The 21,534-nt window shown below is 65.4% G+C and carries 18 protein-coding genes; 10 read left to right on the plus strand and 8 right to left on the minus strand.

The annotated features are described in order from the left end of the window. Positions 1-122 precede the first annotated feature (122 nt). The 4 genes from M2339_RS15565 to M2339_RS15580 all read left to right on the plus strand — a co-directional run bounded on the left by M2339_RS15565 (position 123) and on the right by M2339_RS15580 (position 2,632). Positions 123-1,334, plus strand: coding sequence for a cysteine desulfurase (locus M2339_RS15565; RefSeq protein WP_264588402.1), 1,212 nt, complete (start codon positions 123-125; stop codon positions 1,332-1,334). Beyond that, positions 1,331-1,828 (plus strand): SUF system Fe-S cluster assembly protein, encoded by a 498-nt coding sequence (locus tag M2339_RS15570; protein ID WP_181558413.1) that lies wholly within the window; start codon positions 1,331-1,333, stop codon positions 1,826-1,828. Before M2339_RS15565 ends, M2339_RS15570 begins: the two co-directional genes overlap by 4 nt. A gap of 118 nt (positions 1,829-1,946) precedes the next feature. Beyond that, positions 1,947-2,306: a HesB/IscA family protein gene (locus M2339_RS15575; RefSeq protein ID WP_181558414.1), complete on the plus strand. Its 360-nt coding sequence runs from the start codon at positions 1,947-1,949 to the stop codon at positions 2,304-2,306. A 20-nt stretch (positions 2,307-2,326) separates the two neighbouring features. Then, a complete protein-coding gene (locus tag M2339_RS15580) occupies positions 2,327-2,632 on the plus strand; it encodes a low molecular weight protein tyrosine phosphatase family protein (RefSeq protein ID WP_264606459.1) in 306 nt (101 codons plus the stop codon). A gap of 20 nt (positions 2,633-2,652) precedes the next feature. Here M2339_RS15580 and M2339_RS15585 read toward each other — a convergent pair whose 3' ends face one another. Next, a complete protein-coding gene (locus M2339_RS15585; RefSeq protein ID WP_264606460.1) occupies positions 2,653-4,932 on the minus strand; it encodes a S8 family peptidase in 2,280 nt (759 codons plus the stop codon). Positions 4,933-5,151: 219 nt separating this feature from the next. On the opposite strand from M2339_RS15585, the gene M2339_RS15590 reads away from it, so the two are divergent. Next, complete coding sequence (locus M2339_RS15590; RefSeq protein WP_264588010.1) at positions 5,152-6,618, plus strand: carotenoid oxygenase family protein; 1,467 nt, start codon at positions 5,152-5,154, stop codon at positions 6,616-6,618. A gap of 174 nt (positions 6,619-6,792) precedes the next feature. Here M2339_RS15590 and M2339_RS15595 read toward each other — a convergent pair whose 3' ends face one another. The 4 genes from M2339_RS15595 to M2339_RS15610 form a co-directional block, all read right to left on the minus strand. After that, on the minus strand, positions 6,793-9,243 hold the full coding sequence (locus M2339_RS15595; RefSeq protein WP_264588009.1) for a TonB-dependent receptor: 2,451 nt from the start codon (positions 9,241-9,243) through the stop codon (positions 6,793-6,795). Between the two features lie 104 nt (positions 9,244-9,347). Continuing rightward, positions 9,348-9,524, minus strand: coding sequence for a YezD family protein (locus M2339_RS15600; RefSeq protein ID WP_264571822.1), 177 nt, complete (start codon positions 9,522-9,524; stop codon positions 9,348-9,350). Between the two features lie 132 nt (positions 9,525-9,656). Then, positions 9,657-10,148, minus strand: a complete 492-nt coding sequence (locus tag M2339_RS15605) for a nuclear transport factor 2 family protein (protein WP_181558419.1) — start codon at positions 10,146-10,148, stop codon at positions 9,657-9,659. Further along, positions 10,145-10,705, minus strand: a complete 561-nt coding sequence (locus M2339_RS15610) for a nuclear transport factor 2 family protein (protein ID WP_264588008.1) — start codon at positions 10,703-10,705, stop codon at positions 10,145-10,147. Before M2339_RS15610 ends, M2339_RS15605 begins: the two co-directional genes overlap by 4 nt. Before the next feature lie 169 nt (positions 10,706-10,874). Between M2339_RS15610 and M2339_RS15615 the strand changes: the two genes are divergently transcribed. Together M2339_RS15615 and M2339_RS15620 are read left to right on the plus strand one after the other, a co-directional pair. Beyond that, on the plus strand, positions 10,875-11,882 hold the full coding sequence (locus M2339_RS15615; RefSeq protein WP_264588007.1) for an aldo/keto reductase: 1,008 nt from the start codon (positions 10,875-10,877) through the stop codon (positions 11,880-11,882). Positions 11,883-11,884: 2 nt separating this feature from the next. Then, positions 11,885-12,808 (plus strand): hypothetical protein, encoded by a 924-nt coding sequence (locus M2339_RS15620; RefSeq protein ID WP_264588006.1) that lies wholly within the window; start codon positions 11,885-11,887, stop codon positions 12,806-12,808. Here M2339_RS15620 and ald read toward each other — a convergent pair. Together ald and M2339_RS15630 are read right to left on the minus strand one after the other, a co-directional pair. Continuing rightward, on the minus strand, positions 12,805-13,923 hold the full coding sequence (ald, locus tag M2339_RS15625) for an alanine dehydrogenase (RefSeq protein WP_264588005.1): 1,119 nt from the start codon (positions 13,921-13,923) through the stop codon (positions 12,805-12,807). The genes M2339_RS15620 and ald overlap by 4 nt on opposite strands. Positions 13,924-14,013: 90 nt before the next feature. Then, the gene (locus M2339_RS15630; RefSeq protein WP_264588004.1) at positions 14,014-14,652 is read right to left on the minus strand and encodes a TetR/AcrR family transcriptional regulator; all 639 of its coding nucleotides are present in this window, start codon (positions 14,650-14,652) and stop codon (positions 14,014-14,016) included. A 90-nt stretch (positions 14,653-14,742) separates the two neighbouring features. Between M2339_RS15630 and M2339_RS15635 the strand changes: the two genes are divergently transcribed. The 3 genes from M2339_RS15635 to M2339_RS15645 are packed head-to-tail and all read left to right on the plus strand — an operon-like array spanning position 14,743 to position 18,920. Next, positions 14,743-16,215, plus strand: a complete 1,473-nt coding sequence (locus M2339_RS15635; RefSeq protein WP_264588003.1) for an efflux transporter outer membrane subunit — start codon at positions 14,743-14,745, stop codon at positions 16,213-16,215. Continuing rightward, entirely contained in the window at positions 16,208-17,362 is a 1,155-nt protein-coding gene (locus tag M2339_RS15640) for an HlyD family efflux transporter periplasmic adaptor subunit (RefSeq protein WP_264588002.1), read from the plus strand. Before M2339_RS15635 ends, M2339_RS15640 begins: the two co-directional genes overlap by 8 nt. 28 nt (positions 17,363-17,390) lie before the next feature. Then, the gene (locus tag M2339_RS15645; RefSeq protein WP_264606461.1) at positions 17,391-18,920 is read left to right on the plus strand and encodes a DHA2 family efflux MFS transporter permease subunit; all 1,530 of its coding nucleotides are present in this window, start codon (positions 17,391-17,393) and stop codon (positions 18,918-18,920) included. A gap of 72 nt (positions 18,921-18,992) precedes the next feature. Here M2339_RS15645 and gyrB read toward each other — a convergent pair whose 3' ends face one another. Further along, on the minus strand, positions 18,993-21,527 hold the full coding sequence (gene gyrB, locus M2339_RS15650; RefSeq protein WP_264588000.1) for a DNA topoisomerase (ATP-hydrolyzing) subunit B: 2,535 nt from the start codon (positions 21,525-21,527) through the stop codon (positions 18,993-18,995). Between the last annotated feature and the right edge of the window lie 7 nt (positions 21,528-21,534).

Here is a 21,534-nt window from a genome sequence, read left to right on the forward strand (position 1 = left end):
GGCGTGATCGGGTTATTCCGGCCTCGGGTTCGCGCTCGCGCGCTCTGTTCGGAGATGTCAGCGTGATGACGACCAAGACCCCGTTCGTGTCGAGCGAAGTCGAGACACCCTCCGCCGCAACCATGAACGCGCTCCTCAGCCGTCGCGCCGATTTCCCCGGCCTCGTCACCGTTGACGGCAAGCCCTGGCACTATCTCGATACCGCCGCCACGGCACAGAAGCCGCAGGTGGTGATCGACGCCACGGTGCGGGCAATGGGCGCGGACTATGCGACGGTCCATCGCGGCGTCTACGCGCGGTCGGCGGACATGACGCTGGCTTTCGAGGCCGCGCGCCGTCGCGTGGCGCGCTTTATCAACGCGCCGAGCGAGAATGAGATCGTCTTCGTGCGCGGCGCGACCGAGGGGATCAATCTCGTCGCGCAGAGCTGGGGCGGCGCCAATCTCAAGGCCGGCGACTGTATCCTGCTCTCGACGCTGGAGCATCACAGCAATATCGTGCCCTGGCAGTTGATTGCCGAGCGGACCGGCGCGCAAATCGACGTCGTGCCGCTGACGCCGGATGGCCGCATCGATCTGGATGCCATGGCGGCAATGATCCGCCCGGAGCACAAGCTCGTGGCACTTGCGCATGTCTCCAATGTGCTCGGCAGCGTGCTGGACGTGCGGCGCGTGGCGGAGATTGCCCATGGCGCCGGGGCGCTGCTGCTGGTCGATGGTTGTCAGGCCGCGCCACGGCTCGCCATCGACGTGCAGGCGCTGGGCTGCGACTTCTATCTCTTCTCCGGCCACAAGCTTTATGGCCCGACCGGCATCGGCGTGCTCTGGGCGCGCGGCGAGATTCTGGGGGCCATGCCGCCTTATCATGGCGGCGGCGCGATGATCGACAAGGTGACTTTTGCGCGCACGACCTATGCGCCGCCTCCGGCGCGGTTCGAGGCAGGCACGCCCGCGATCATCGAGACGATCGGGCTGGCGGCGGCAATCGATTATGTCGAGGCGATCGGGCTCGATCGCATGGCTGCCCATGAGGATGCGCTGGTCGCACGCACGCGTGAGGCGTTGCGCGGCATCAACACCATCCGCCTGCTCGGGCCGGAGGATGCGGCGGGAATCGTCTCTTTCGTGATGGAGGGGGTTCATCCCCACGACATCGGCACTATCTTGGATGAGAGCGGCGTGGCGATCCGCGCGGGCCATCACTGCGCGCAGCCGCTCATGGCGCATCTCGGCGTCGAGGCGACGGCGAGGGCCAGCTTCGGGATTTACAATGATGAAAGCGATATCGAGGCGCTGCTGCGTGGCCTCGATCGGGTCAGGACGATATTCGGATGAATGACGAGAGCAGAATCAGGACCGAGGAAGTCGAAGGCGTCGCCCCGCCGCCGCGCGCTCGCGTGAGCGATGTGGTGGAGGATGCTTCCGGCGTTGCGGAAAACGCCTCGGACAAGGTCGCCCGCAAGCGCGACTATCTGGAGGGCTTTCTCGCCCAGAAGCCCAGCGATGCGCCCGCCGGCGAGCCGGGCGGCGCGACCTATGATGCGGTGATCGATGCGCTCAAGAGCATCTTCGATCCGGAAATCCCCGTGAACATCTACGATCTGGGGCTGATCTACGGGGTCGAGGTGGGCGAGGACAATCATGTCGCCGTGACCATGACGCTCACGACGCCGCATTGCCCGGTCGCGGAATCGATGCCCGGCGAAGTGGAAATGCGCGTGGGATCGGTGCCCGGCGTCGGGCTGGTGGACGTCAACCTCGTGTGGGACCCGCCATGGGACCCGCAGAAGATGAGCGACGAAGCCAAGCTGGAACTGGGGATGCTGTAACGCTTCGCCAAAAGGAGACCTTTTGGCGAGTTGGGAACAATTCTTGTCCGTTCGCCCTGAGCTTGTCGAAGGGTTCTTCTTTTGAAGACTGCACGGACATTGAGTGAGAGTGAGACTGATGACCACGACCACCACCAAGCGCCCTCTGCCTGCCGCCGTTACGCTGACGCCGGCCGCCGAGCAGCGCGTCGCGGACCTGATGGCCAAGGCGCCTGAGGGCACGATGGGCGTCAAGCTCTCCACGCCGCGCCGGGGCTGCTCGGGGCTGGCCTATTCCGTCGACTATGTGAGCGAGGTCGCGCCGTTCGATGAGCGCATCGAGACGCCCGGCGGCCTGTTCTTCATCGATGCCGCCTCGGTGCTCTACCTCATCGGCTCGACCATGGACTGGGTGGAAGACGATTTCACCGCCGGCTTCGTGTTCAACAATCCCAACGCCAAGGGCGCCTGCGGCTGCGGCGAAAGCTTCACCGTCTGAAGGCGCGCCGCATCCTGTTCGTGTGCAGCCAGAACCGGCTGCGCAGCCCGACGGCAGAGCAGATTTTCGCTGAGCGCGGCGACATGGAAGTCAGCTCTGCGGGCACGAATCAGAATGCCGAAAACCCGCTGACCGGCGAATTGGTGGACTGGGCCGACCTGATCGTCGTGATGGAGCGCGTTCACCGCGCCAAGATTCAACAACGCTTCCGGCGGATATTGAACGGGCGGCGGATCGTCTGCCTGAATATCCCCGACGAGTACGCATTCATGGACCCGGCACTGATCAAGCTGCTTCAGCAGCGCATGGCCAGCTTCCTGTCCTGAACCTCGGCAGCAGTCGAGCCTCAGAACCCTACCGACCAACGCAGGGCCATGCCCAGTTCATTGGGTATGGCCGCGATGTTGCTGCCCTGCTCGCGCAGGAAGAGGTTGGCGCCCAGCCAGCCGGGGCCGATGCCGCGCCCATAGCTCAGCTCATAATCGCGCTGGCGGCCGCGCGGCACAAGGTTGAGCGGTACGCGCGCGTCCGTCGCGATTTCCTGCTCCCAGTCCCAGGCCTGCGGGACGATAAGTGTGAAGCGGCTGGCGATGACGCGCAGCGGTTGCGCGATGCGCAGGCCCAGCAGATCGCCGGGCGCGAAGAGATCGCCACGGGCCAGATCGGCCGACCAGCTTTGGCTGACCAGCGACCCGCCCTCGCGCAAGGTTCCGCCCGCGGCGGCACGAGACCAGCCCCGCTGCCAGTTGGCGGAGAGGCGGATGGCACCGGGCAAGTCGGCGCGCGCACCCAGCCGCGTAAACAGGCTGCGCGCTGACTGCGCCCCGAAATTGGCGGAGAAGCGGGCGCCGAGCAGCGTTGCCTGTTCGTCCAGCATCGTCGTCCCGGCAGTGAGGCCGATCGCCCCGCGCTGATAGTCGAGCGAGAGCGACGCTGCATGATAGGGCGTGGCGCGCCACTGCTCGGCATCCGCGAGAGCGGCACGTTGCATATCGCCCCGCTCGAACCCGCCGATGATGGTCAGCGCCGGTGACAGCTGCTGCGAGACGGTGAGGGCAGCTTGCGCCTGCCGGTCGGCCTGATCGGCATCGAAGCCATGATCCGCCATCAGGAAGCTGGGGCCGGCACGGCCGGCGAGGCGCTGTTCCAACGCGGCGATGCTCGTCCGCAAGCCCAGCATCATGCGCGCCTGGGGTGCGATCTGCGCGCTCAGCGTGCCGGAGAGCAGCCGGGTGCGGGCCTCGTCTGACTGACGGAACGCAAACGGATCGCGCGTGGTGGTCGCCTCAACTGTCGGGCGGAGATTGAGCGAGAGGCTGAGCGACTGCGTCCCGACGTTGAGATGGCGCTGGGTGGTGTCGAGCGCAGCGGCGAACGCACGGCGCGGTGCAGGGCGGGCGAAGCGCGGGGTCAGGTCTACGCGATAGGCGCGCTGATAATCGTCCAGCGCAACCGCATCCAGCGCGGCAGGCGTGGCGTCGCCCATCGGTGCGGACAGTGTGCTGGTCGAAAGGGGTGAGAGCGCGATCTGTGTGCCAGCCATGCTGAGCGTGCCGACCGGCTGGAACGCCTTGGCGATATCCAGGATGCCCACGCCATAGCGCGCATCGGCGCCCGGCGCGCCGACATCGCGCGCGCTGTTCTTGAGCAACGCAACGATCTGCGCGCTGGTGAGATTGGGGAAGGCATCCGCCAGCAGCGCAGCGGCGCCGGCCACCTGCGGCGCTGCAAACGATGTGCCGGAGTAGAGATAGTCAGTGCCGGTGTGATCGAAGGACAGGACGCGACTGCCGAGCGCGGCGATGCTCACGCTCTCGAAGCCGGCGACACCGGCCGAGAAGCTGCTCACCGTATCGTTGCTGTTCACCGATGGCGCGATGATCACGAGGCCATTGCTATAGGCCGGGTTGGCAAAGGATTGCGCCAGCTCGTCCGGCGCGGCCATCATGGGCTGGCCGTCCTCGTTATTGCCGGCGGAAATGACGATGATGATGCCGGCTTGGGTGGCGCGCTTCACCGCCTGCAGCAGATAATTGGGAGCCGCGCCGCCCCCGAGCGAGACGTTGATGATCCGCGCGCCATTGATCCGGGCATGGTCGATCGCGTTGGCGATGGCCGTGGTGCTGTGCTTGCATCCATTGGCGTCGCAGTCGGACTGGTCGTCGGTTCGCAGCGCCATCACGGTCGCGCCCCAGGCCATGCCCATCACGCGCCGGTTGTTGCGTCCGGCGGCCAGCACTGCCGAGACTGCCGTGCCATGGCCCTCCACATCCGTGTAGCTGCTGTTGCCGGCAAAGTTGGCGGAGGCGGCGCTGATCCGGCCGGTGAACTCGCCGGTCGGATCCGAGAGGCCGCTGTCCACCACGCCCACCGTCACACCCGCGCCGCTGGCGCCCGCCTGATAGGCAGTAATCGCGCCGTGATAAGGCAGGCCGGAGGAATTGCGGTATTCGCTGGTGTCGTAATTGACTGTGCTGGGTGTCGGCGCGGGCGTGGGTGCCGGGGTCGGAGTCGGTGTGGGAGCCGGCGCGGGTGTGGGCGTCGAGTTGAGCGCGCCACCGCCACCCCCACAGCCGGCCAGCGTCAGCAGCGCCACTACCGAGCCAAAAGCGATCACATGCCGCATGATTGCAGGTTCCCCGTCCGCGCGACGATGCGCGCTGAGACACTAGCGGAGCCTGGTTAACGAGCTGTTTCGCAAAAAACAGGGCTGCGAGGGCGCGGTTGCCAGCCTGTCCAATCAGGCGACGAGATGATCCAGGCGCGTGTTGCGCTCGATCAATTTCTGCAGATGCGCGGGCCTGTAGATCAGGCGCGAGAGAGAGAGAATCGAGGAGAGCGACGCATGGCCCATTTCCCCAACACGTTCGGTTTCACCGGTACACTTCGCCCGCTCCGTTTGCAGGGCGACATTCACGACGTCGAAATCGAGGGGGAAATCCCCGCCGATCTGGATGGCGCCTTCCACCGCGTCCACCCGGACAATCAGTTCGCGCCCAAATTCGAGGACGACCAGTTCTTCAATGGCGACGGCATGGTCAGCATGTTCCGGGTCAAAGATGGCAAGGTCGATTTCCGCCAGCGTTATGCGCAGACCGACAAATGGAAGCTGGAGAACAAGGCCGGCAAGTCGCTGTTCGGCATGTACCGCAATCACCTGACCGACGATCCGAGCGTCGAAGGGCAGATTCGCGGCACCGCCAACACCAATGTGCTGGTCCATGCCGGCAAGCTCTACGCCATGAAGGAGGACAGCCCCTGCCTGCTCATGGACCCGAACACGCTGGAGACGCATGGCTATACCGATTTCGGTGGGCGGATCGACAGCAAGACCTTCTGCGCCCACCCGAAGATTGATCCGGCCACCGGCAATATGTGCGCCTTCTCCTACATGTCCAAAGGGCCGATGACCCATGACATGAGCTATATGGAAATCTCGCCAACCGGCGAGCTGCTGTTCGAGATTCCCTTCCAGAACAAGTATCTGTGCATGATGCACGATTTCGGCGTGACGGAAGATTATGCGGTGTTCTCGGTCATGCCGCTGCTCACCAGCATGGAGCGGCTGGAAAAGCGCCTGCCCTATTTCGGGTTCGATACCACCCAGCCGGTCTGGCTTGCCGTGCTACCCCGGCAGGCCGGCGCCACGGCCGCGGACATGCGTTGGTTCAAGGCGCCATCCAACTGCTTCGTGGGGCATGTGATGAATGCCTTCAACGAGGGCACGCGGATCTACTTCGATCATCCGGTGGCGGCCAACAACAGCTTCCCCTTCTTCCCGGATATTCATGGCGCGCCGTTCGATCCGATTGCGGGCCTGGGCTATCTCAGCCGCTGGAGCGTCGACATGGCGTCCAACAGCGACGAGTTCGAGAGCATCGAGAAGCTGACCAATCTCGCCGACGAGTTTCCCCGGATCGATGACCGCTATGCCACGCAGGCCTATCGTCATGGCTGGATGCTCGTGATGGATCGCGAGAAACCCTATGAAGGGCCGGGCGGTCCGTTCGTCGGCATGATCAACAGCCTTGCTCATATCGATCTGGCGACCGGGAGCACCAAGAGCTGGTGGCCCGGGCCGCAATGTGGCATCCAGGAGCCCTGCTTCGTTCCGAAATCGGCGGATGCTCCGGAAGGCGATGGCTATGTCATCGCGCTGGTCGACAATCACGTGACCAATTATTCGGAGCTGTGCTTCTTCGATGCCCAGCATGTCGATGAAGGGCCGATCGCCCGGGCTAAGCTACCGGTGCGTATCCGGCAGGGGTTGCACGGTAATTGGTCGACTGGGGCGCAGCTGGCGGGGGGGTGAGCGGCACTCCCTCCGAAAGCCGCGGACCAAATCTCGTTCTACCTCCCGTTCGTGTCGAGCGAAGTCGTCGAGACACGCCCAGCGCTGTGCTTCCGTGTCTCGACTTCGCTCGACACGAACGGGGGGGCGGGCGCGCATTAGGGCGGGAGATTTTAGTCCCCCGCCCGCATGTCTTCAGAAGGAGACCTTCACCGTCGCGCCCCAGGTGCGCGGGTCGCCGGGCAGGCCGGCGATCAGGCCGGTATTGCCGGGGCCGACGAACAGCTGCTCGTAATAATTCTCGTTAAAGGCATTTCGCACCCATCCGAAGATGTCGAGGCCGGCATCCGTCCGGAAGCCGAGCCGGACGTTCGACAGGCTGTAGCCGTCGATCCAGGTGTAAGCCGAGGGTGAGGCGTTGGACGAGAAGTTGGAGCGATAACTGCCGTCATAGCCGAGATACACCTCGCCGGTCTGGCCCAGCAGCGTGGCCGGCACATTGCCCTCCGCGCCAAAGGAGAGCGCCCATTTGGAGACGCCCGGCAGGCGCTGGCCGGAGATGTCGCAATTGGCCGGGCTGAAGCCACCGGGCGTGCCCGGCACGCTCGGCGCATTGCTTCCGGCCGCCGTGCCGCCCGAAAGCTCCGGCGGGCAGGGCGCGTCGACGAAGCGCCGATAGGTGGCATCCGTGTAGGCGCCATTCACATAGGCATTGAAGCGCTGGCTCGGGCGCACCGAGAAGTCGACCTCCACGCCTTGCGAGCGGACCTTGTCGGCATTGGCGAGGTAACCGCGTAGCACCCCGAATTGGCCGTTGTTCACCGTGGCCTGATAGTCCTTGATGTCGGTGCGGAAGGCCGAGACGTTGAGCGTCGCGCGGCGATCCCAGAACTGCGCCTTGATGCCGGCCTCGAAATGCTGGACCTGCTCGGGCCGGATCTGCCCGGCGGCAAGGATCGGATTGCCGGCGGCATCGGTGGGCAGGCCGTTCTGGTTGATGCCGACGGTCTTGAACGTCTTGGCATAGGTTGCATAGGTCAGGATGTCCGGGGCGACGCGGTAGCTCACTGTGAGGTCGTAGCTGAAGTTCCAGTCGCTGGCCTCCGGCGCGCTGAGCTGCGGGGTAAAGACACCGAGCTGCGCCGCACGCACAGTGCCCGTGTCCGTCGCGTAGATTTCCACACCCTGCCCATCGAAGACGCGGCGCTGATAGAAGCCTTCCTTCTTGTCATAGTTGAGGCGCAGGCCCGGCTGGATGGTCAGCGCGTCGGTGGCCTTCCAGGCCAGCTGGCCGAACAGCGCCAGGCTGGTGCTCTTGAGATATTGCGTGTTGCGCGCGGTCAGCCCGTTCAGCACCGCCGGGTTGCTGGCGAGCGCACTGGTCGGGTTCAGCGTCCAGCGGCTCGATGCCGAACCATGCTGCTCGGTTCCCTGCGTGTCGATCCGCTGATTGAAGGCAAAGGCGCCCAGGACGAAATCGAACTGCTTGCCGCTGTAATTATAGCGCAGCTCCTGCGTGTACTGATCCTGCTGGGAGGGGTTCTGCGAGAGCGTGACGATCGGCAGGCCGGTGAAATCGCGGTCGTTCTCCGGCTTCCAGTTCCAGCTGCGCCAGGCCGTTACGGAGGTGAGCGTGCCGGGGCCGACATCCCACTTCAACCGCAGGGCGACGCCGCCGATGACGTTGCCGGCATTGAGGCTGGCATCGAGATCGGTCAGGCGGTCAAAGCCATTCAGGCTGGGTGGCGCGTAGTTCTGCGCGGCAGCCAAGGCGGCGAACTGGCGATTGAGCGGGCGCTGGGTGGCGCCCGTGCGCACGAACACCGAGCCGCAGCACGCCGCATCCTGCTCGCTATAGTCGCCCACAAGGGTGGCGCTGAAGGTGTCGGTGGGCTTCCAGAGCAACTGTCCGCGCAGGCCGATATTGTCCTGACTCTGAATCCACCGGTCGGTTGTGACATTGTAGATCGTGCCGCGCCGGCTGGTGCTGGAGACGGCGATGCGCGCAGCCAGCGTGTCCGAGAGCGGGCCGGAAATGGCGGCCTTGGCCTGCTTGAAGTTCAGGCTGCCCACGCTGACCTCCGCCTTGCCCTCAAAGTCGAAGGTCGGCTGATTGGTGGTGATATTGATCGCCCCGGCTGTGGTGTTCTTGCCGTAAAGCGTGCCCTGCGGTCCGCGCAGCACTTCGATCTGCGCGACGTCGAGAAAGTCGAAGGTGGCTGAGGCGACCCGCGAGTAATAGACGTCATCCACATAGATGCCGACCCCCTGCTCGAAGCCGTCGCTGGTGAGGCCGAAGGGCACGCCGATGCCGCGGATGTTCACGGCCGTGTTGCGCGGGTTGGACGAATAGAATTGCAGCGTCGGCGCAAGCTGCTGGAGACGGCCGACATTGAAGGCCCCGGTGCTGTCGAGCTGGGCGCCGCCGACGACGGAGACGGCAATCGGAATTTCCTGCGAGGTTTCGGAGCGCCGGCGCGCTGTCACGACAATATCCTGCGGGGCGCTGCGGTCTTCATGCGCTACGGCCGTGCTGCGGGAGCCGGTAGCGGGCGCTGCGCCCGCGGTTTCATCCGCTTGTGCAGTGCCATGAAAGAGAAGAGCTGCGGCGAGCGCGCTCAACGAAAGAAGTGGTCTGTTGACCATGGTGAAATCCCCTTGTTTGGAAAAGGGATGCCTCCAGTGGTCCGGTCAGCATCATGCTATGGGTCTGTTATCGGTGCGGGCGGTCAGCGGCCCGACGGAAAGGGTCAGGCGGTCAGCCTGGTCTTCTCGGTTACCTCGATCTGGACGAGGCGGCCTTCGTGCACAGTCAAATGCACGGCGCCGAATTTGAGGCGGTCAAGATGCTGCCGGATCAGAGAGAGCGCGCTGCCATGGGGGTCATCCCCGCTCTGGGCAGCGGAATGGGGCGTGGGTGTAGACATCGGCCGTTCCTCCTGTTTTGCCGGGTCGGAGGCACTAACTTAACTCAATCGATTATATTGACAATAGGATTGCGATGAACATTTGCTTTTCCGCGAGGAACGGCAGCTTCCTCCTGCGCCGCCCCAGCTCCGCTAAGGTCGGCGCGCAGGCATGAGCCCCTTCACAGACCGGCGCGCGAAAACCCAGCGGCCGTCTTCGCGGACCAGATCGTCCTCATAGGCGGCCATAAGCATGGGCGTGGGCCGGTTCCGCTCATCCGGCACGACGTAGAGCGACATGGATGTCGCCCTCGCGCTGTCCGCGCCGGTGAAGGTCACGACCTCGTTGAAGAACAGGTGATAATTCGGCTCTGCAAAGCCCATGGCATTGCCGGCGAAGACCTTGCGCATCATTTCGCCGGCAGCCGGCCCCCGCGCTTCTGCGCCACCGCCCGCGGCATAGACGCCATCCTTACCGAACAGTCGCCCGAACCCCGCGAAGTCGCGCGCGTCGAGCGTGCTGCCATAAGCGACGAGCAGCGCGTGGATGGCGGCCCGATCGGCGGTTTCGTCGCGCTGGGCGCTGGCCGGAAGAGCGGCGCCGGCGAGCAGCGCGATGGCAGCGATGGGGCGCAACGCGATCATTGCGCGGCCTGGCGCGCGCGGACGACCTTCTTCCATTCCTCGGCGGTGGGCATCACCGGATAATCGACGCGGCGCCGGATTTTCCATTCGCCATTCTCGCGGATGAATTCGTCCTCATAGCGGCCCGCGAGCGCCGGCACCGGCTCGCCATTCGGGCCGCGCCAGATGAGCAGGTGGCGCGAGTGCGCAGTCGCCCGGTCACCGTCGATGTCGATCTGGATGTTGGACGTGAGGTGATAGTTCTCGTTGTTCACGAAGCCCGCGGGCGGCGTGCCATAGAGGTTGACGAGCAACTGCCGGATTGCCGCGCGCCCCTTGTGGACGGCCTTGCCGTTCGCCCATTCGCCATCAGTGGCAAACAGGTTCGCATAGGCGGTATAGTCGCGGGCATCCTGTGTGGCGGCATAATCGACGATGATGCGCCGGATCGCCAGTTCATCCTCAACCCGCTGCAGCCGTTGCTCGACGGTGAGCGGCGCCTTTGGCGTCTCCGCGAGGCTCGCCCCGCTCAGTCCGGCCATGGCCAGCAGGCCTACAGCTATAATTGCATCACGCATCGCACTCTCCCTCCGTTCTATGCGCCCTTGCCGGGCATCATCGAGCGGAGGCTAATGGCCGAAGATGGAAATTTGAATGGATGCGCTGTCCTCAAGGCTGACGGCGATTGCTTAGCATGATAGCGATTGCCAATCGCACGATCGTGTCAGGAGGGAGAGGAGAGGGACTATGGACTATCGCTATCTGGGGCGCAGCGCCCTCAAGGTCTCGCCACTTTGCCTTGGCACCATGATGTTCGGCGACGCGACGGATGAGCCCACGGCGACGCGGATCATCCACAAGGCGCGCGACCAGGACATCAATTTTCTCGACACCGCCGATGGCTATAATGGCGGCCAATCTGAGGAAGTGGTGGGCCGGGCGATCCGCGACCACCGGCATCATTGGGTCGTCGCCACCAAATTTGGCCATGCCTTCGGGAAGGGGCCGAATGAGGGCGGGCAATCGCGCAAATGGATCGTGCAGGATGTCGAGGCGAGCCTCAAGCGGCTGGGCACCGACTATATCGACCTGCTCTATTTTCATAAGGCCGATCCGCATGCGCCCTTCGAGGAAGGGCTGCGGGCGATTGACGATCTGATCGCGCAGGGGAAGCTGCGTTATTATGGCGTGTCGAACTTTCGCGGCTGGCGCATTGCCGAGATCTGCCGCGCGGCGGACGCCATTGGCATGGATCGGCCGATTGCCAGTCAGCCGCTGTATAATATGGTCGATCGCCTCGTTGAGGTGGAGCAGATGCCCGCCGCTGGCCATTATGGCCTGGGCGTGGTGCCCTACAGCCCGCTGGCCCGGGGGGTGCTGAGCGGCAAATATGCCGGTGATGGGCCGCCGCCGGCGGACTCTCGCGCCGCGCGGGGCGACATCCGTCTCAAGCAAACCGAGTGGCGCACCGAATCGCTGGCCATTGCCGAGGCGGTGAATGCCCATGCCGCTGCCAAGGGGGTGAGCACCGTCGCCTTTGCGCTCGCCTGGGTGCTGCGCAACCGCTTCGTCAGCGCCGCGATTGCCGGCCCGCGCACCGAGGCGCAGTGGGATGCCTATCTCGATGCGCTGAGCGTACCGATGGGCCCCGAGGACGAGGCCTTTGCCGACGGGCTGGTGGCCCCCGGTTATGCCTCCACCCATGGCTATACCGATCCGGCCTATCCCATCGAAGGCCGGCAGGTGCGGGACTGAGCATGGCCGCAGCGGCGGATATCTACGCGGCCCCGGCGGTGTCGGTCGATGCGCTGCATGACCAGCTCTATCGCGGCGATATCGTCCGCTTCAGGACACTTCCGGCGATGCGCGCGCTGGCGGATCATGCGCGCGCCTTCGTGGAGCAGCACCTCGCCCCCCACGATCCGGAGCGCATTCACGAGGCGCTGGGCAGGGTGGCGCTGGCCGAGACGCTCGACGCCGTGCAGCGCGCCTTCTCCAATGATGCGCAAGCCAAGCACTTATGGCGCGCGCTGTTCGAGGCGGTGGGATTGCAGGCTGACGACGTGGCGCGGGACCGGTTGCTGCTGCGCTTCCAGCCGCCCGTGCCGGCGGATAACCAGCCGCACAGCGCGCGCAGCACGGCGACGGTCGGCTTTCATCGCGATAGCTGGGGCACCAATCTGGCGGCGCAGGTCAACTGGTGGGCGCCGGTCTGGCCGATCACAAGCGGGCGGACCTTCGCGTTTCTGCCCGAGCTGTTCGATCGGCCGATCCCCAATGACAGCGCCGATTTCGATCTCGCCGAGGCGTTGGCCCGGCGCCGCACCGGCAGCGCCTCAGCCGATCGCGGTCGCATGGCGCCGCGCCCGCTCGTCCCCATCGATGCGGCCCAGGGCACGCCGGTGCTGATCGCGCCGGGCGAGATCATCGCCTTTTCGGCGCAGCACGCTCATGTCGGGGTGGAGAACCGGACCAGGCTGACGCGCATCTCGCTGGAGACGCGCACTGTTCGGATCAGCGATCATCTGGCAGGGCGCGGCGCGCCGAATGTCGATGGTCGCGCCCGCTGGATTGCCTATGCGCTGTTCCGGCGGCTCAGCGATGGCAGACCGCTGGCCGATGTGCTGGGCGTCAGCCCGCTGATGCCCTTTGGCGAGGGGCCGACCGTTTCCGGGATCTAGAGCCCGAGCACGGCCTTCACCGGCTCCACCTCATAACCCAGCGCCTCCGCGACGGCGGGGCAGGTGACCTTGCCGGCATGGACATTGAGGCCACTGGCCAGATGCGGGTCGCGGGCAAGCGCGGCGCGCCAGCCGAGATCGGCGATGCTGAGCGCATGGGGCAGGGTGACGTTGTTCAGCGCGTAGGTGCTCGTCCGCGCGACGGCGCCGGGCATGTTGGCGACGCAATAATGCACGATGCCGTCCACGATGAAGGTCGGCTCGGCATGAGTGGTGGGCCGGCTGGTCTCGAAACAGCCGCCCTGATCGATCGCGACATCGACAAGCACCGCGCCGCTCTTCATGGACGAGAGCATGTCGCGTGAGACCAGCTTCGGCGCAGTGGCACCGGGTACCAGCACCGCGCCGATCACCAGATCCGCATCGACAAGGCTTTCCGCTAGCGCGGCCCGGCTGGAGAAGCGAGTCTTCGCGCGCCCCTCGAAGTGGGTGCCGAGGCGCTCCAGAACATCCGGATTGCGGTCGAGAATCGTCACGTCGGCGCCCAATCCTGTGGCCATCTGCGCGGCATTGAAGCCGACCACGCCGCCCCCGAGAATGACCACCTTCGCCGGCAGAACGCCTGGCACGCCGCCGAGCAGAACGCCGCGCCCGCCATGCGCCTTCTCAAGCGCGGTCGCGCCGGCCTGTATGCTCATCCGCCCGGCCACCTGGCTCATCGGTTTGAGCAAGGGCAGCGTGCCCTGCGGACCGGTTACCGTTTCATAGGCGATGGCCGTCACGCCGGAGCGAACGAGATCGGCAGTCTGGGCGGCATCGGGGGCGAGATGGAGATAGGTGTAGAGGATCTGCCCGGGCCGAAGCATCGCGCGTTCCTCGGCCTGCGGCTCCTTCACCTTGACGATCATCTCGCACTGCTCGAACACCGTCCGCGCATCGGGCTGGATGATCGCTCCGGCGGCGCGATAATCCTCATCGCTGCTGCCGATGCCTAGACCCGCGGCCTGTTCGACCCAGACTTCATGGCCGTGCGCCACCAGTTCCCGCACGCTCTCCGGGGTGAGACCGACACGATATTCGTGGTTCTTGATTTCCTTGACTGTCCCGATGCGCATCGAATTTCTCCTGTCTTCTGCACATAGGAGAGGATGTGTTGGAGACAATGAGGCGGCGGGCTACGCGGGGGCGACGATGCGCCTGCGATCTCAGGCGCCCCGCGCGTAGGCCCGCATGAAGATGTGCGTGAAACGGAGTGCATAGACGTCAATCTCGGCGTCGTTCAGTCGCTCGAATCCCCAGATCGCCCGCATGTGCTGGCCGATGCAAAGGCCCATCAGGGCTTCCACCATGACTGCGGGGTCTTCCTCGATCAGCGCGCCGCTGGCGACCTGCCGGGCAAAGAAAGCCTGCAATGCGCCTTGGACGGGCCGCGCAGCCCGCTCGTGGAAAATCTTGCCGACCTCGGGAAAGCGCCCACTCTCCGCAACGACCAGCCGCCAAGTGGCTTGGCCGTCCGGCGACGTGATCTTGCGCAGGAAGGCGCGACAGAAGGCGATGAGCGTGCACTCAAGATCGGCTTTCGTTGCCAGCACGTCCTGAATCTCGGCGCGAAACTGCAGGCTGACTTCCTCAACGACTGCGGCGAACAGGTCTTCCTTGGATCGAAAATAGCCCCACAAAGTCGCTTTGGAGCCGCCGAGCGTCTTGAGCAGGCCGGACATCGACGTGCCGGCATAACCATGCTCCAGAAACGAGGTGCGCGCAGCGTCGACAATGGCCTGCCGACGGTCCTGCTTGCGGCTTTCCCGGCGGGTGACGGGGAGTGTTTCAGTATCCTGCTCCATAACCGTACTATACAGTACAGTTTTCTGTTGACAAGCCCGTCGATGAGGATCAGAGCGCTGACTGTACCCAACAGTACGGTTTTTCGACTCATGGACACGACTTTCCTGTCTCGACGCGCTGGTGCCCTGCTCGCGATGCTGGCTCTCCCCGGCTGCGCGACCGTCCCTCATATGGGGCCGGCACCGGCGATCGCGCCGGCCGATCATTACGCGGCGAGCCAGAGCCTGACTCCGACCGCCCCGGGCGCGCCTTGGGTCAAGGCGGATTGGTGGGCCAGCTATGGCGACCCGCAGCTCGACGGGCTGATTCAGGAGGCGCTGGCCGGATCGCCCGATCTCGCGGTTGCGCTAGCGCGCGTCCGCCGGGCCGAGGCGATCGCCCAGCAGTCCGGCGCGGCCCGCCTGCCGTCGCTCGATGTGTCGGCCGGCGGCTCCGCTGCCAAGCAAAGCTATAACAACGGCATTCCGCCGGCCTTCGTGCCGCAGGGCTGGAACAGCTCGGGCAATGTCCACGCCGCGCTCGGTTTCGATCTTGACCTCTGGGGGCGCAATCGCGCGGCCTATGCCGCTGCCCGCTCGGATGCCGAGGCGGCGCAGCTCGATTATCAGCAGGCGGCGCTGATGCTCTCCACCAATGTTGCGGATGCCTATGCCGATCTGGCGCGGCTGTTCGCGCAGCGGGCGGTGCTGCAGACGGCGCTGGAAGTGCGCGAGAAGACGCAGGGCCTGGTGAGCGATCGCGTGACCTCCGGCCTCGATACCCAGGCAGAGCTCAAGCAGGCCAGCGCCGCCGTGCCCGCCGCCCGCAGCGATCTCGCCGCGACGGATGAGCAGATCGGGCTGGCTCGCAACCGGCTGGCAGCCCTGCTCGGCGCCGGCCCCGATCGCGGTCTGGCGATCATGCCTCCGGCCGTGACCATCGCGGCGCGGGGCATTCCCGAGAATGTCACGACCGATCTGGTCGGCCGCCGGCCCGACATTGCCGCCGCGCGGGTGCGGGTGGAGGCCGAGGCAAGCCGTATCAAGGTTGCCCGCGCCGATTTCTATCCGGCTATCAACCTGTCCGCGATCTTCGGCTTTCAGTCGCTCGGGCTATCCAACCTGTTCAAGAGCGGCTCCGACTATGGCAGCGTTGGTCCGGCGATCACGCTACCGATCTTTCGCGGCGGCGCGCTGCAAGGGCAGTATAAAGGCGCCCGCGCCGGCTATGACGAGGCCGTTGCGAGCTACGACCGGACAGTGACCGACGCCTATCGCGCCGTCGCAGATGCCGTCGTCAGCCAGCGCGCGCTTGCCGTTCAGCTTGAGCAATCGCGCAAGTCGCTCGCGGATTTCGAAGCGGCGTACGCGATTGCCACGCAGCGTTACGAGGGCGGGCTCTCGACCTTCCTCGATGTGCTGACCGCGCAGGACCGTGCGCTGCAGGCCAAGCGCATCGTGGCCGATCTTCAGGCGCGCGCCTTCACGCTCGACGTCGCGCTCGTCCGCGCGCTCGGCGGCGGATTTACCGATACGGGCACGGCTGCCCACATGATGCCCACCAAGGATGCTACCCATGGCTGAAGCTGACCCTCACTTCCCCGCGGCTACTGCAACGCAAACGTCGGACGCTGCGCCCTCCCGCAGTCGGCGCAAGACGGCCTTGCTCGCCATTGCCGGCGCGGTTCTGCTGGCGGGCATTGGCTATGGCGGATGGTATGCCGCCATTGGCAGCCATTATGTCGAGACCGACAATGCCTATGTCGGCGCAGATACCGCGCAGATCACCCCCATGGTCGGCGGGCAAGTCGCCGCCGTGCTCAAGACGGACACGGACAGCGTGAAGGCGGGCGATATCCTGGTCCGTCTAGATGATCGCGATGCGCAGATTGCCCTGGCGACCGCGCAGGCCGAGCTGGCCAAGGCGCGCCGCCAGTTCGGGCAGGCGAGCGCGACAAGTAACGCGCTGTCCGATCAGGTTCTCGCCCGGGGCGCGGACATCCGCAGCACGAAGGCCCAACTCGTCGCGGCGCAGGCCTCGTTCGAGAAGGCGCAGGTCGATTACGGTCGGCGCAAGGCGCTCTCCGCCAATGGCGCAGTCTCCGGTGATGAGCTGACAGCGGCGACCAATGCGCTGGCCAGCGCGCGTGCCGCGCTGGAGCAGGCCAAGGCCGCCATGGCGCAGGCCAGCGCCTCGCGCGGCGTCGCGGCCGGCAATCTCGCCGCCAACGATGCGTTGATCCAGGGCAGCACGGTTGAGACCAATCCGGATGTGCTCGCCGCCAAAGCAAAGGTGCGTCAGGCCGAGCTCGATCTTGAGCGAACCGTCATCCGCGCGCCCATTGATGGCGTTATCGCCAACCGGACCGTGCAGGTGGGCCAGCGCATCGCGCCGGGCGCGACGGTGATGCGCGTGGTCCCGGTCGGTCAGGTGTATGTCGACGCCAATTTCAAGGAAAGCCAGCTCACCAAGGTGAAGCCGGGCCAGCCGGTGACGCTGGTGTCCGATCTCTATGGCAGCAGCGTCGAATATCATGGCCGTGTCGTCGGCTTTTCGGGTGGCACCGGATCGGCTTTCGCGCTGATCCCCGCCCAGAACGCGACCGGCAACTGGATCAAGGTGGTGCAGCGCCTGCCGGTGCGCGTCGCGCTCGATGCCAAGGAGCTGGCCGCGCATCCGCTGCGGGTCGGGCTTTCGATGACCGCCGAGGTCGATACATCGGCGCAGTGAGCGCGACCGGATAGGGAAGGGCACAGGCATGGCCAGCAAGGCGGACGATTTCACGCCGCTCTCGGGCGCTGCGCTGGTGATTGCCGGCGCCGTGCTCGCGCTCAGCAATTTCATGGTCGTGCTGGATACGACCATCGCCAATGTCTCCGTGGCGCATATCGCCGGCTCGCTCGGCATCTCCTCCTCGCAGGGGACGTGGATCATCACCTCCTATGCGGTGGCGGAAGCGATCTGCGTGCCGTTGACCGGCTGGCTGGCGGGGCGCTTCGGTACCGTGCGTACCTTCACCTTCGGCATGATCGGCTTTGGCATCTTCTCGGTGCTCTGCGGCCTGTCGAGTAGCCTCGGGATGCTGGTCGCCTTCCGCATCGGCCAAGGGCTGTGCGGCGGGCCGCTGATGCCGCTTAGCCAGACCCTGCTGATGCGCATCTTCCCCAAGCATCTGCAGGGGCAGGCAATGGGTCTGTGGGCGATGACCACCGTGATCGCGCCGATCCTCGGCCCCATCCTGGGCGGCACGATCAGCGATAGCTGGTCCTGGCACTGGATCTTCTTCATCAACGTGCCGGTCGCCGCGCTCTGCGCTTATGGCGCCGTGCGCTTCCTGAGCCGCGCCGAAACGAAGACCGAGAAGATGCGTGTCGACACGATCGGTCTGGCACTGCTGATCCTGTGGATCGGTGCGTTGCAGATCATCCTCGACATTGGCCGCGAGCATGACTGGTTCGGGGACAGCAAGATCGTAACCCTGGCGATCATCGCGCTGATCGGCTTCGCGCTGTTCCTCGCCTGGGAGCTGACTGAGGCGCAGCCGATCGTCAATCTGCGGGTGTTCCGGCATCGCGGCTTTTCGGCGGCGGTGCTCAGCCTGTCGCTTGCCTTCGGGACGATGTTCTCGGCGGTTGTGCTCATTCCGCAATGGCTGCAGACCGACCTTGGCTACACTGCCACCGACGCTGGCTACGTAACCGCCTTCATGGGCGTGGCTGCCGTCATCATGTCGCCCATCGTCGGCAAGCTCACCAACAAGGTCGATCCGCGCATTCTGGTGACATTCGGCATCCTGTGGCTCGGGCTCACGTCGCTGCTGCGCGCACACTGGACGTCGGGTGCGGACTTCTGGACGCTGGCCTTCCCGCAGCTGATGCAAGGCATCGGCATGCCCTTCTTCTTCATTCCGCTCACCACGATCGCGCTCTCGGCGGTGGACCCGGACGAGACCGCATCGGCGGCGGGCGTGATGAGCTTCCTGCGCACGATGGCGGGTGCCATCGGCACCTCCGTCGCGACGACCATGTGGGCCAATAATGCCGTGACCGCGCGCAGCGAGATGGTCGGCGCGATGAACAGCGAGGCGACGCGCGAGGCGCTGCAAGGCGCCGGCTTTTCGCTGGATCAGGTGCGCGGGGTGATCGAGCAGACCGTCCAGCAGGAAAGCCTGACGGTGGCGATCAACCACATGTTCCTGCTGTCCGCAGCCGCCTTCGTGTTCGCTGCCGCAGCGGTATGGTTTGCGCCCCGGCCGAAAAGGGCCGTCGATCCGGGCGCGGCGCATTGATGGGTGCCCTCAGCCGACTCGATATCGAGCGGACCGAGGGTGCCTCATTCCAAGCTGGTTAGTGAGGATCCCTCAAACGTCGAGATTGGCGACGTTGAGGGCGTTGTCCTGGATGAACTCGCGGCGCGGTTCGACGATGTCGCCCATCAGGCGCGTGAAGATCTCGTCGGCGACGTCCGCCTGCTCGATCTCCACGCGCAGCATCGATCGCACATTGGGGTCGAGCGTGGTTTCCCACAGCTGGTCGGCGTTCATTTCGCCAAGGCCCTTGTAGCGCTGGATCGCCAGGCCCTTGCGGCCGGCGGCCAGTACGGCGTCGAGCAGCTCGGACGGGCGGGTGATCCGCACGCCGCGCGCCTGCGTGGCGGCGGGCGGGGCGCTCTCTTCGCCGTCGCTGTCCTCTGCCTCGCTCTCGGCCTGCGCCTGCGCGGCGGCAGCGCGCGCGGCGAGCAGATGGCTTGGGCTGGCGTAGAGGCTCGCCTGCTCCTTGGTCAGCGTGTCCAGCTTGCGGGCTTCGGCGGAATTGAGGAAGGCCGGCTCGATGATGTGGTGATCGGTCACGCCGCGCACCAGCCGCTCGAGATGATAGCCGCCCTCGGCCGAGAGGCGGCCGGTCCAGCGGCCTTCCTCGTCGGTCCGGTCCAGCCATTCCGCCGCGCGGGCGAGCGCCTGCGCGCGGGCATCATCAGAGAGATCGAAGGCCAGCGCGCCCGCCAGCGCCAGCGCCTCGACGATCGCACCGTCATAGCGACGCGGCACATAGCGCATCAGCGCGCGGCTGCGCCGGGCATGGTCGATGAGGTCACGCAGGTCCTGACCCGAGCGGGTGCCGGTTTCCGTCTCCAGCACCAGCGTATCGACGCCATTGTCGACCAGATACTGGTCGAGCGCGGCTTCGTCCTTCAAGTAGACTTCGCTGCGCCCGCGCGTGGCTTTGTAGAGCGGCGGCTGGGCGATGTAGAGATGGCCGGCCTCGATGATCTGCGGCATCTGCCGGTAGAAGAAGGTCAGCAGCAGCGTGCGGATGTGGGCGCCGTCCACGTCGGCGTCCGTCATGATGACGATCTTGTGGTAGCGCAGCTTCTCGAGATTGAAGTCGTCGCGAATGCCGGTGCCCATCGCCTGGATGAGCGTGCCGATCTCGCGGCTGGCCAGCATCCGGTCGAACCGGGCCCGCTCGACATTGAGGATCTTGCCGCGCAGGGGCAGGATCGCCTGGAAATGCCGGTCGCGGCCCTGCTTGGCGGAGCCACCGGCCGAATCGCCCTCGACGAGGAACAGTTCGGACTTGGCGGGGTCGCGCTCCTGACAGTCAGCGAGCTTGCCGGGCAGGGAGGCGATGTCCATCACGCCCTTGCGGCGCGTCAGTTCGCGGGCCTTCTTGGCGGCCTCGCGCGCGGCGGCGGCATCGACCACCTTCTGGATGATCGACTTGGCGTGGCCGGGATTTTCCTCCAGCCACTCCTGCATCTTGTCGGCCATCAGGCTCTCAAGCGGCTGGCGCACCTCGGAGGAGACCAGCTTGTCCTTGGTCTGGCTGCTGAACTTGGGATCGGGCAGCTTGACCGAAACGATGGCGGTCAGCCCCTCGCGCATGTCCTCACCGGTAAGGCTGACCTTCTCCTTCTTGAGCAGGCCGGACTTGTCACCATAGCTGTTGAGCGTGCGGGTCAGCGCGGCGCGGAAGGCGGCCAGATGGGTGCCGCCGTCCCGCTGCGGGATGTTGTTGGTAAAGCAGAGGACGTTCTCATAATAGCTGTCGTTCCACTCCAGCGCGACATCGATGCCGATGCCGTCCCGGTCCGCCGAGATGGCGATGGGGTCGGGCATCAGCGCATTCTTGTTGCGATCGAGATATTTCACGAAGGCCGCGATGCCGCCCTCGTAGAACAGGTCGTGCTCCTTCACCTCTTCATGGCGCTTGTCGCGCAGCAGGATGCGCACGCCTGAGTTGAGGAAGGCAAGCTCGCGATAGCGATGCTCCAGCTTGTCGAAATCGAACTCGGTGACGTTCTTGAACGTGTCGGTCGAGGCGAGGAAGGTGACGCGCGTGCCCTTTTTGGGCTTGCCGTCGACCACAGGCGCATCGCCGCGCACGACGAGCGGGCCTTCCGCATCGCCATAGCGGAAGCGCATCCAGTGCTCCTTGCCCTCGCGCCACACGGTCAGCTCCAGCCACTCGGACAGGGCATTGACGACAGAGACGCCGACGCCGTGCAGGCCGCCGGACACCTTATAGGCATTGTCGTCGGAGGTGTTCTCGAACTTCCCGCCGGCGTGGAGCTGGGTCATGATGACCTCGGCCGCCGAAACGCCTTCCTCGCGGTGAATGTCCGTCGGGATGCCGCGACCATTATCCTCGACCGAAACGGAGCCGTCCGGGTTCAGCTCGATCAGCACCAGATCGCAATGTCCGGCCAGCGCCTCGTCAATGGCGTTGTCGCTCACCTCGAAGACCATGTGATGCAGGCCGGAGCCGTCATCGGTATCGCCGATGTACATGCCGGGGCGCTTGCGCACGGCATCCAGGCCCTTCAGCACCTTGATGCTGTCGGCACCATAATCATTTGCGTTCTGAGCGGGGGTCGTATTGCTATTGTCCGTCATGCCCCAG

This window comes from Sphingobium sp. B2D3C, assembly GCF_025961835.1.
Taxonomy (GTDB): domain Bacteria; phylum Pseudomonadota; class Alphaproteobacteria; order Sphingomonadales; family Sphingomonadaceae; genus Sphingobium.

Coding starts and splice junctions, on each gene's coding strand:
- M2339_RS15595 (WP_264588009.1), bottom strand. CDS start 9,243: ATGGTCAACAGACCACTTCTTTCGTTGAGCGCGCTCGCCGCAGCTCTT.
- M2339_RS15615 (WP_264588007.1), top strand. CDS start 10,875: ATGGACTATCGCTATCTGGGGCGCAGCGCCCTCAAGGTCTCGCCACTT.
- M2339_RS15570 (WP_181558413.1), top strand. CDS start 1,331: ATGAATGACGAGAGCAGAATCAGGACCGAGGAAGTCGAAGGCGTCGCC.
- M2339_RS15640 (WP_264588002.1), top strand. CDS start 16,208: ATGGCTGAAGCTGACCCTCACTTCCCCGCGGCTACTGCAACGCAAACG.
- M2339_RS15565 (WP_264588402.1), top strand. CDS start 123: ATGAACGCGCTCCTCAGCCGTCGCGCCGATTTCCCCGGCCTCGTCACC.
- M2339_RS15575 (WP_181558414.1), top strand. CDS start 1,947: ATGACCACGACCACCACCAAGCGCCCTCTGCCTGCCGCCGTTACGCTG.
- M2339_RS15605 (WP_181558419.1), bottom strand. CDS start 10,148: ATGATCGCGTTGCGCCCCATCGCTGCCATCGCGCTGCTCGCCGGCGCC.
- M2339_RS15635 (WP_264588003.1), top strand. CDS start 14,743: ATGGACACGACTTTCCTGTCTCGACGCGCTGGTGCCCTGCTCGCGATG.
- M2339_RS15585 (WP_264606460.1), bottom strand. CDS start 4,932: ATGCGGCATGTGATCGCTTTTGGCTCGGTAGTGGCGCTGCTGACGCTG.
- M2339_RS15630 (WP_264588004.1), bottom strand. CDS start 14,652: ATGGAGCAGGATACTGAAACACTCCCCGTCACCCGCCGGGAAAGCCGC.
- M2339_RS15590 (WP_264588010.1), top strand. CDS start 5,152: ATGGCCCATTTCCCCAACACGTTCGGTTTCACCGGTACACTTCGCCCG.
- M2339_RS15610 (WP_264588008.1), bottom strand. CDS start 10,705: ATGCGTGATGCAATTATAGCTGTAGGCCTGCTGGCCATGGCCGGACTG.
- gyrB (WP_264588000.1), bottom strand. CDS start 21,527: ATGACGGACAATAGCAATACGACCCCCGCTCAGAACGCAAATGATTAT.
- M2339_RS15600 (WP_264571822.1), bottom strand. CDS start 9,524: ATGTCTACACCCACGCCCCATTCCGCTGCCCAGAGCGGGGATGACCCC.
- M2339_RS15645 (WP_264606461.1), top strand. CDS start 17,391: ATGGCCAGCAAGGCGGACGATTTCACGCCGCTCTCGGGCGCTGCGCTG.
- ald (WP_264588005.1), bottom strand. CDS start 13,923: ATGCGCATCGGGACAGTCAAGGAAATCAAGAACCACGAATATCGTGTC.
- M2339_RS15620 (WP_264588006.1), top strand. CDS start 11,885: ATGGCCGCAGCGGCGGATATCTACGCGGCCCCGGCGGTGTCGGTCGAT.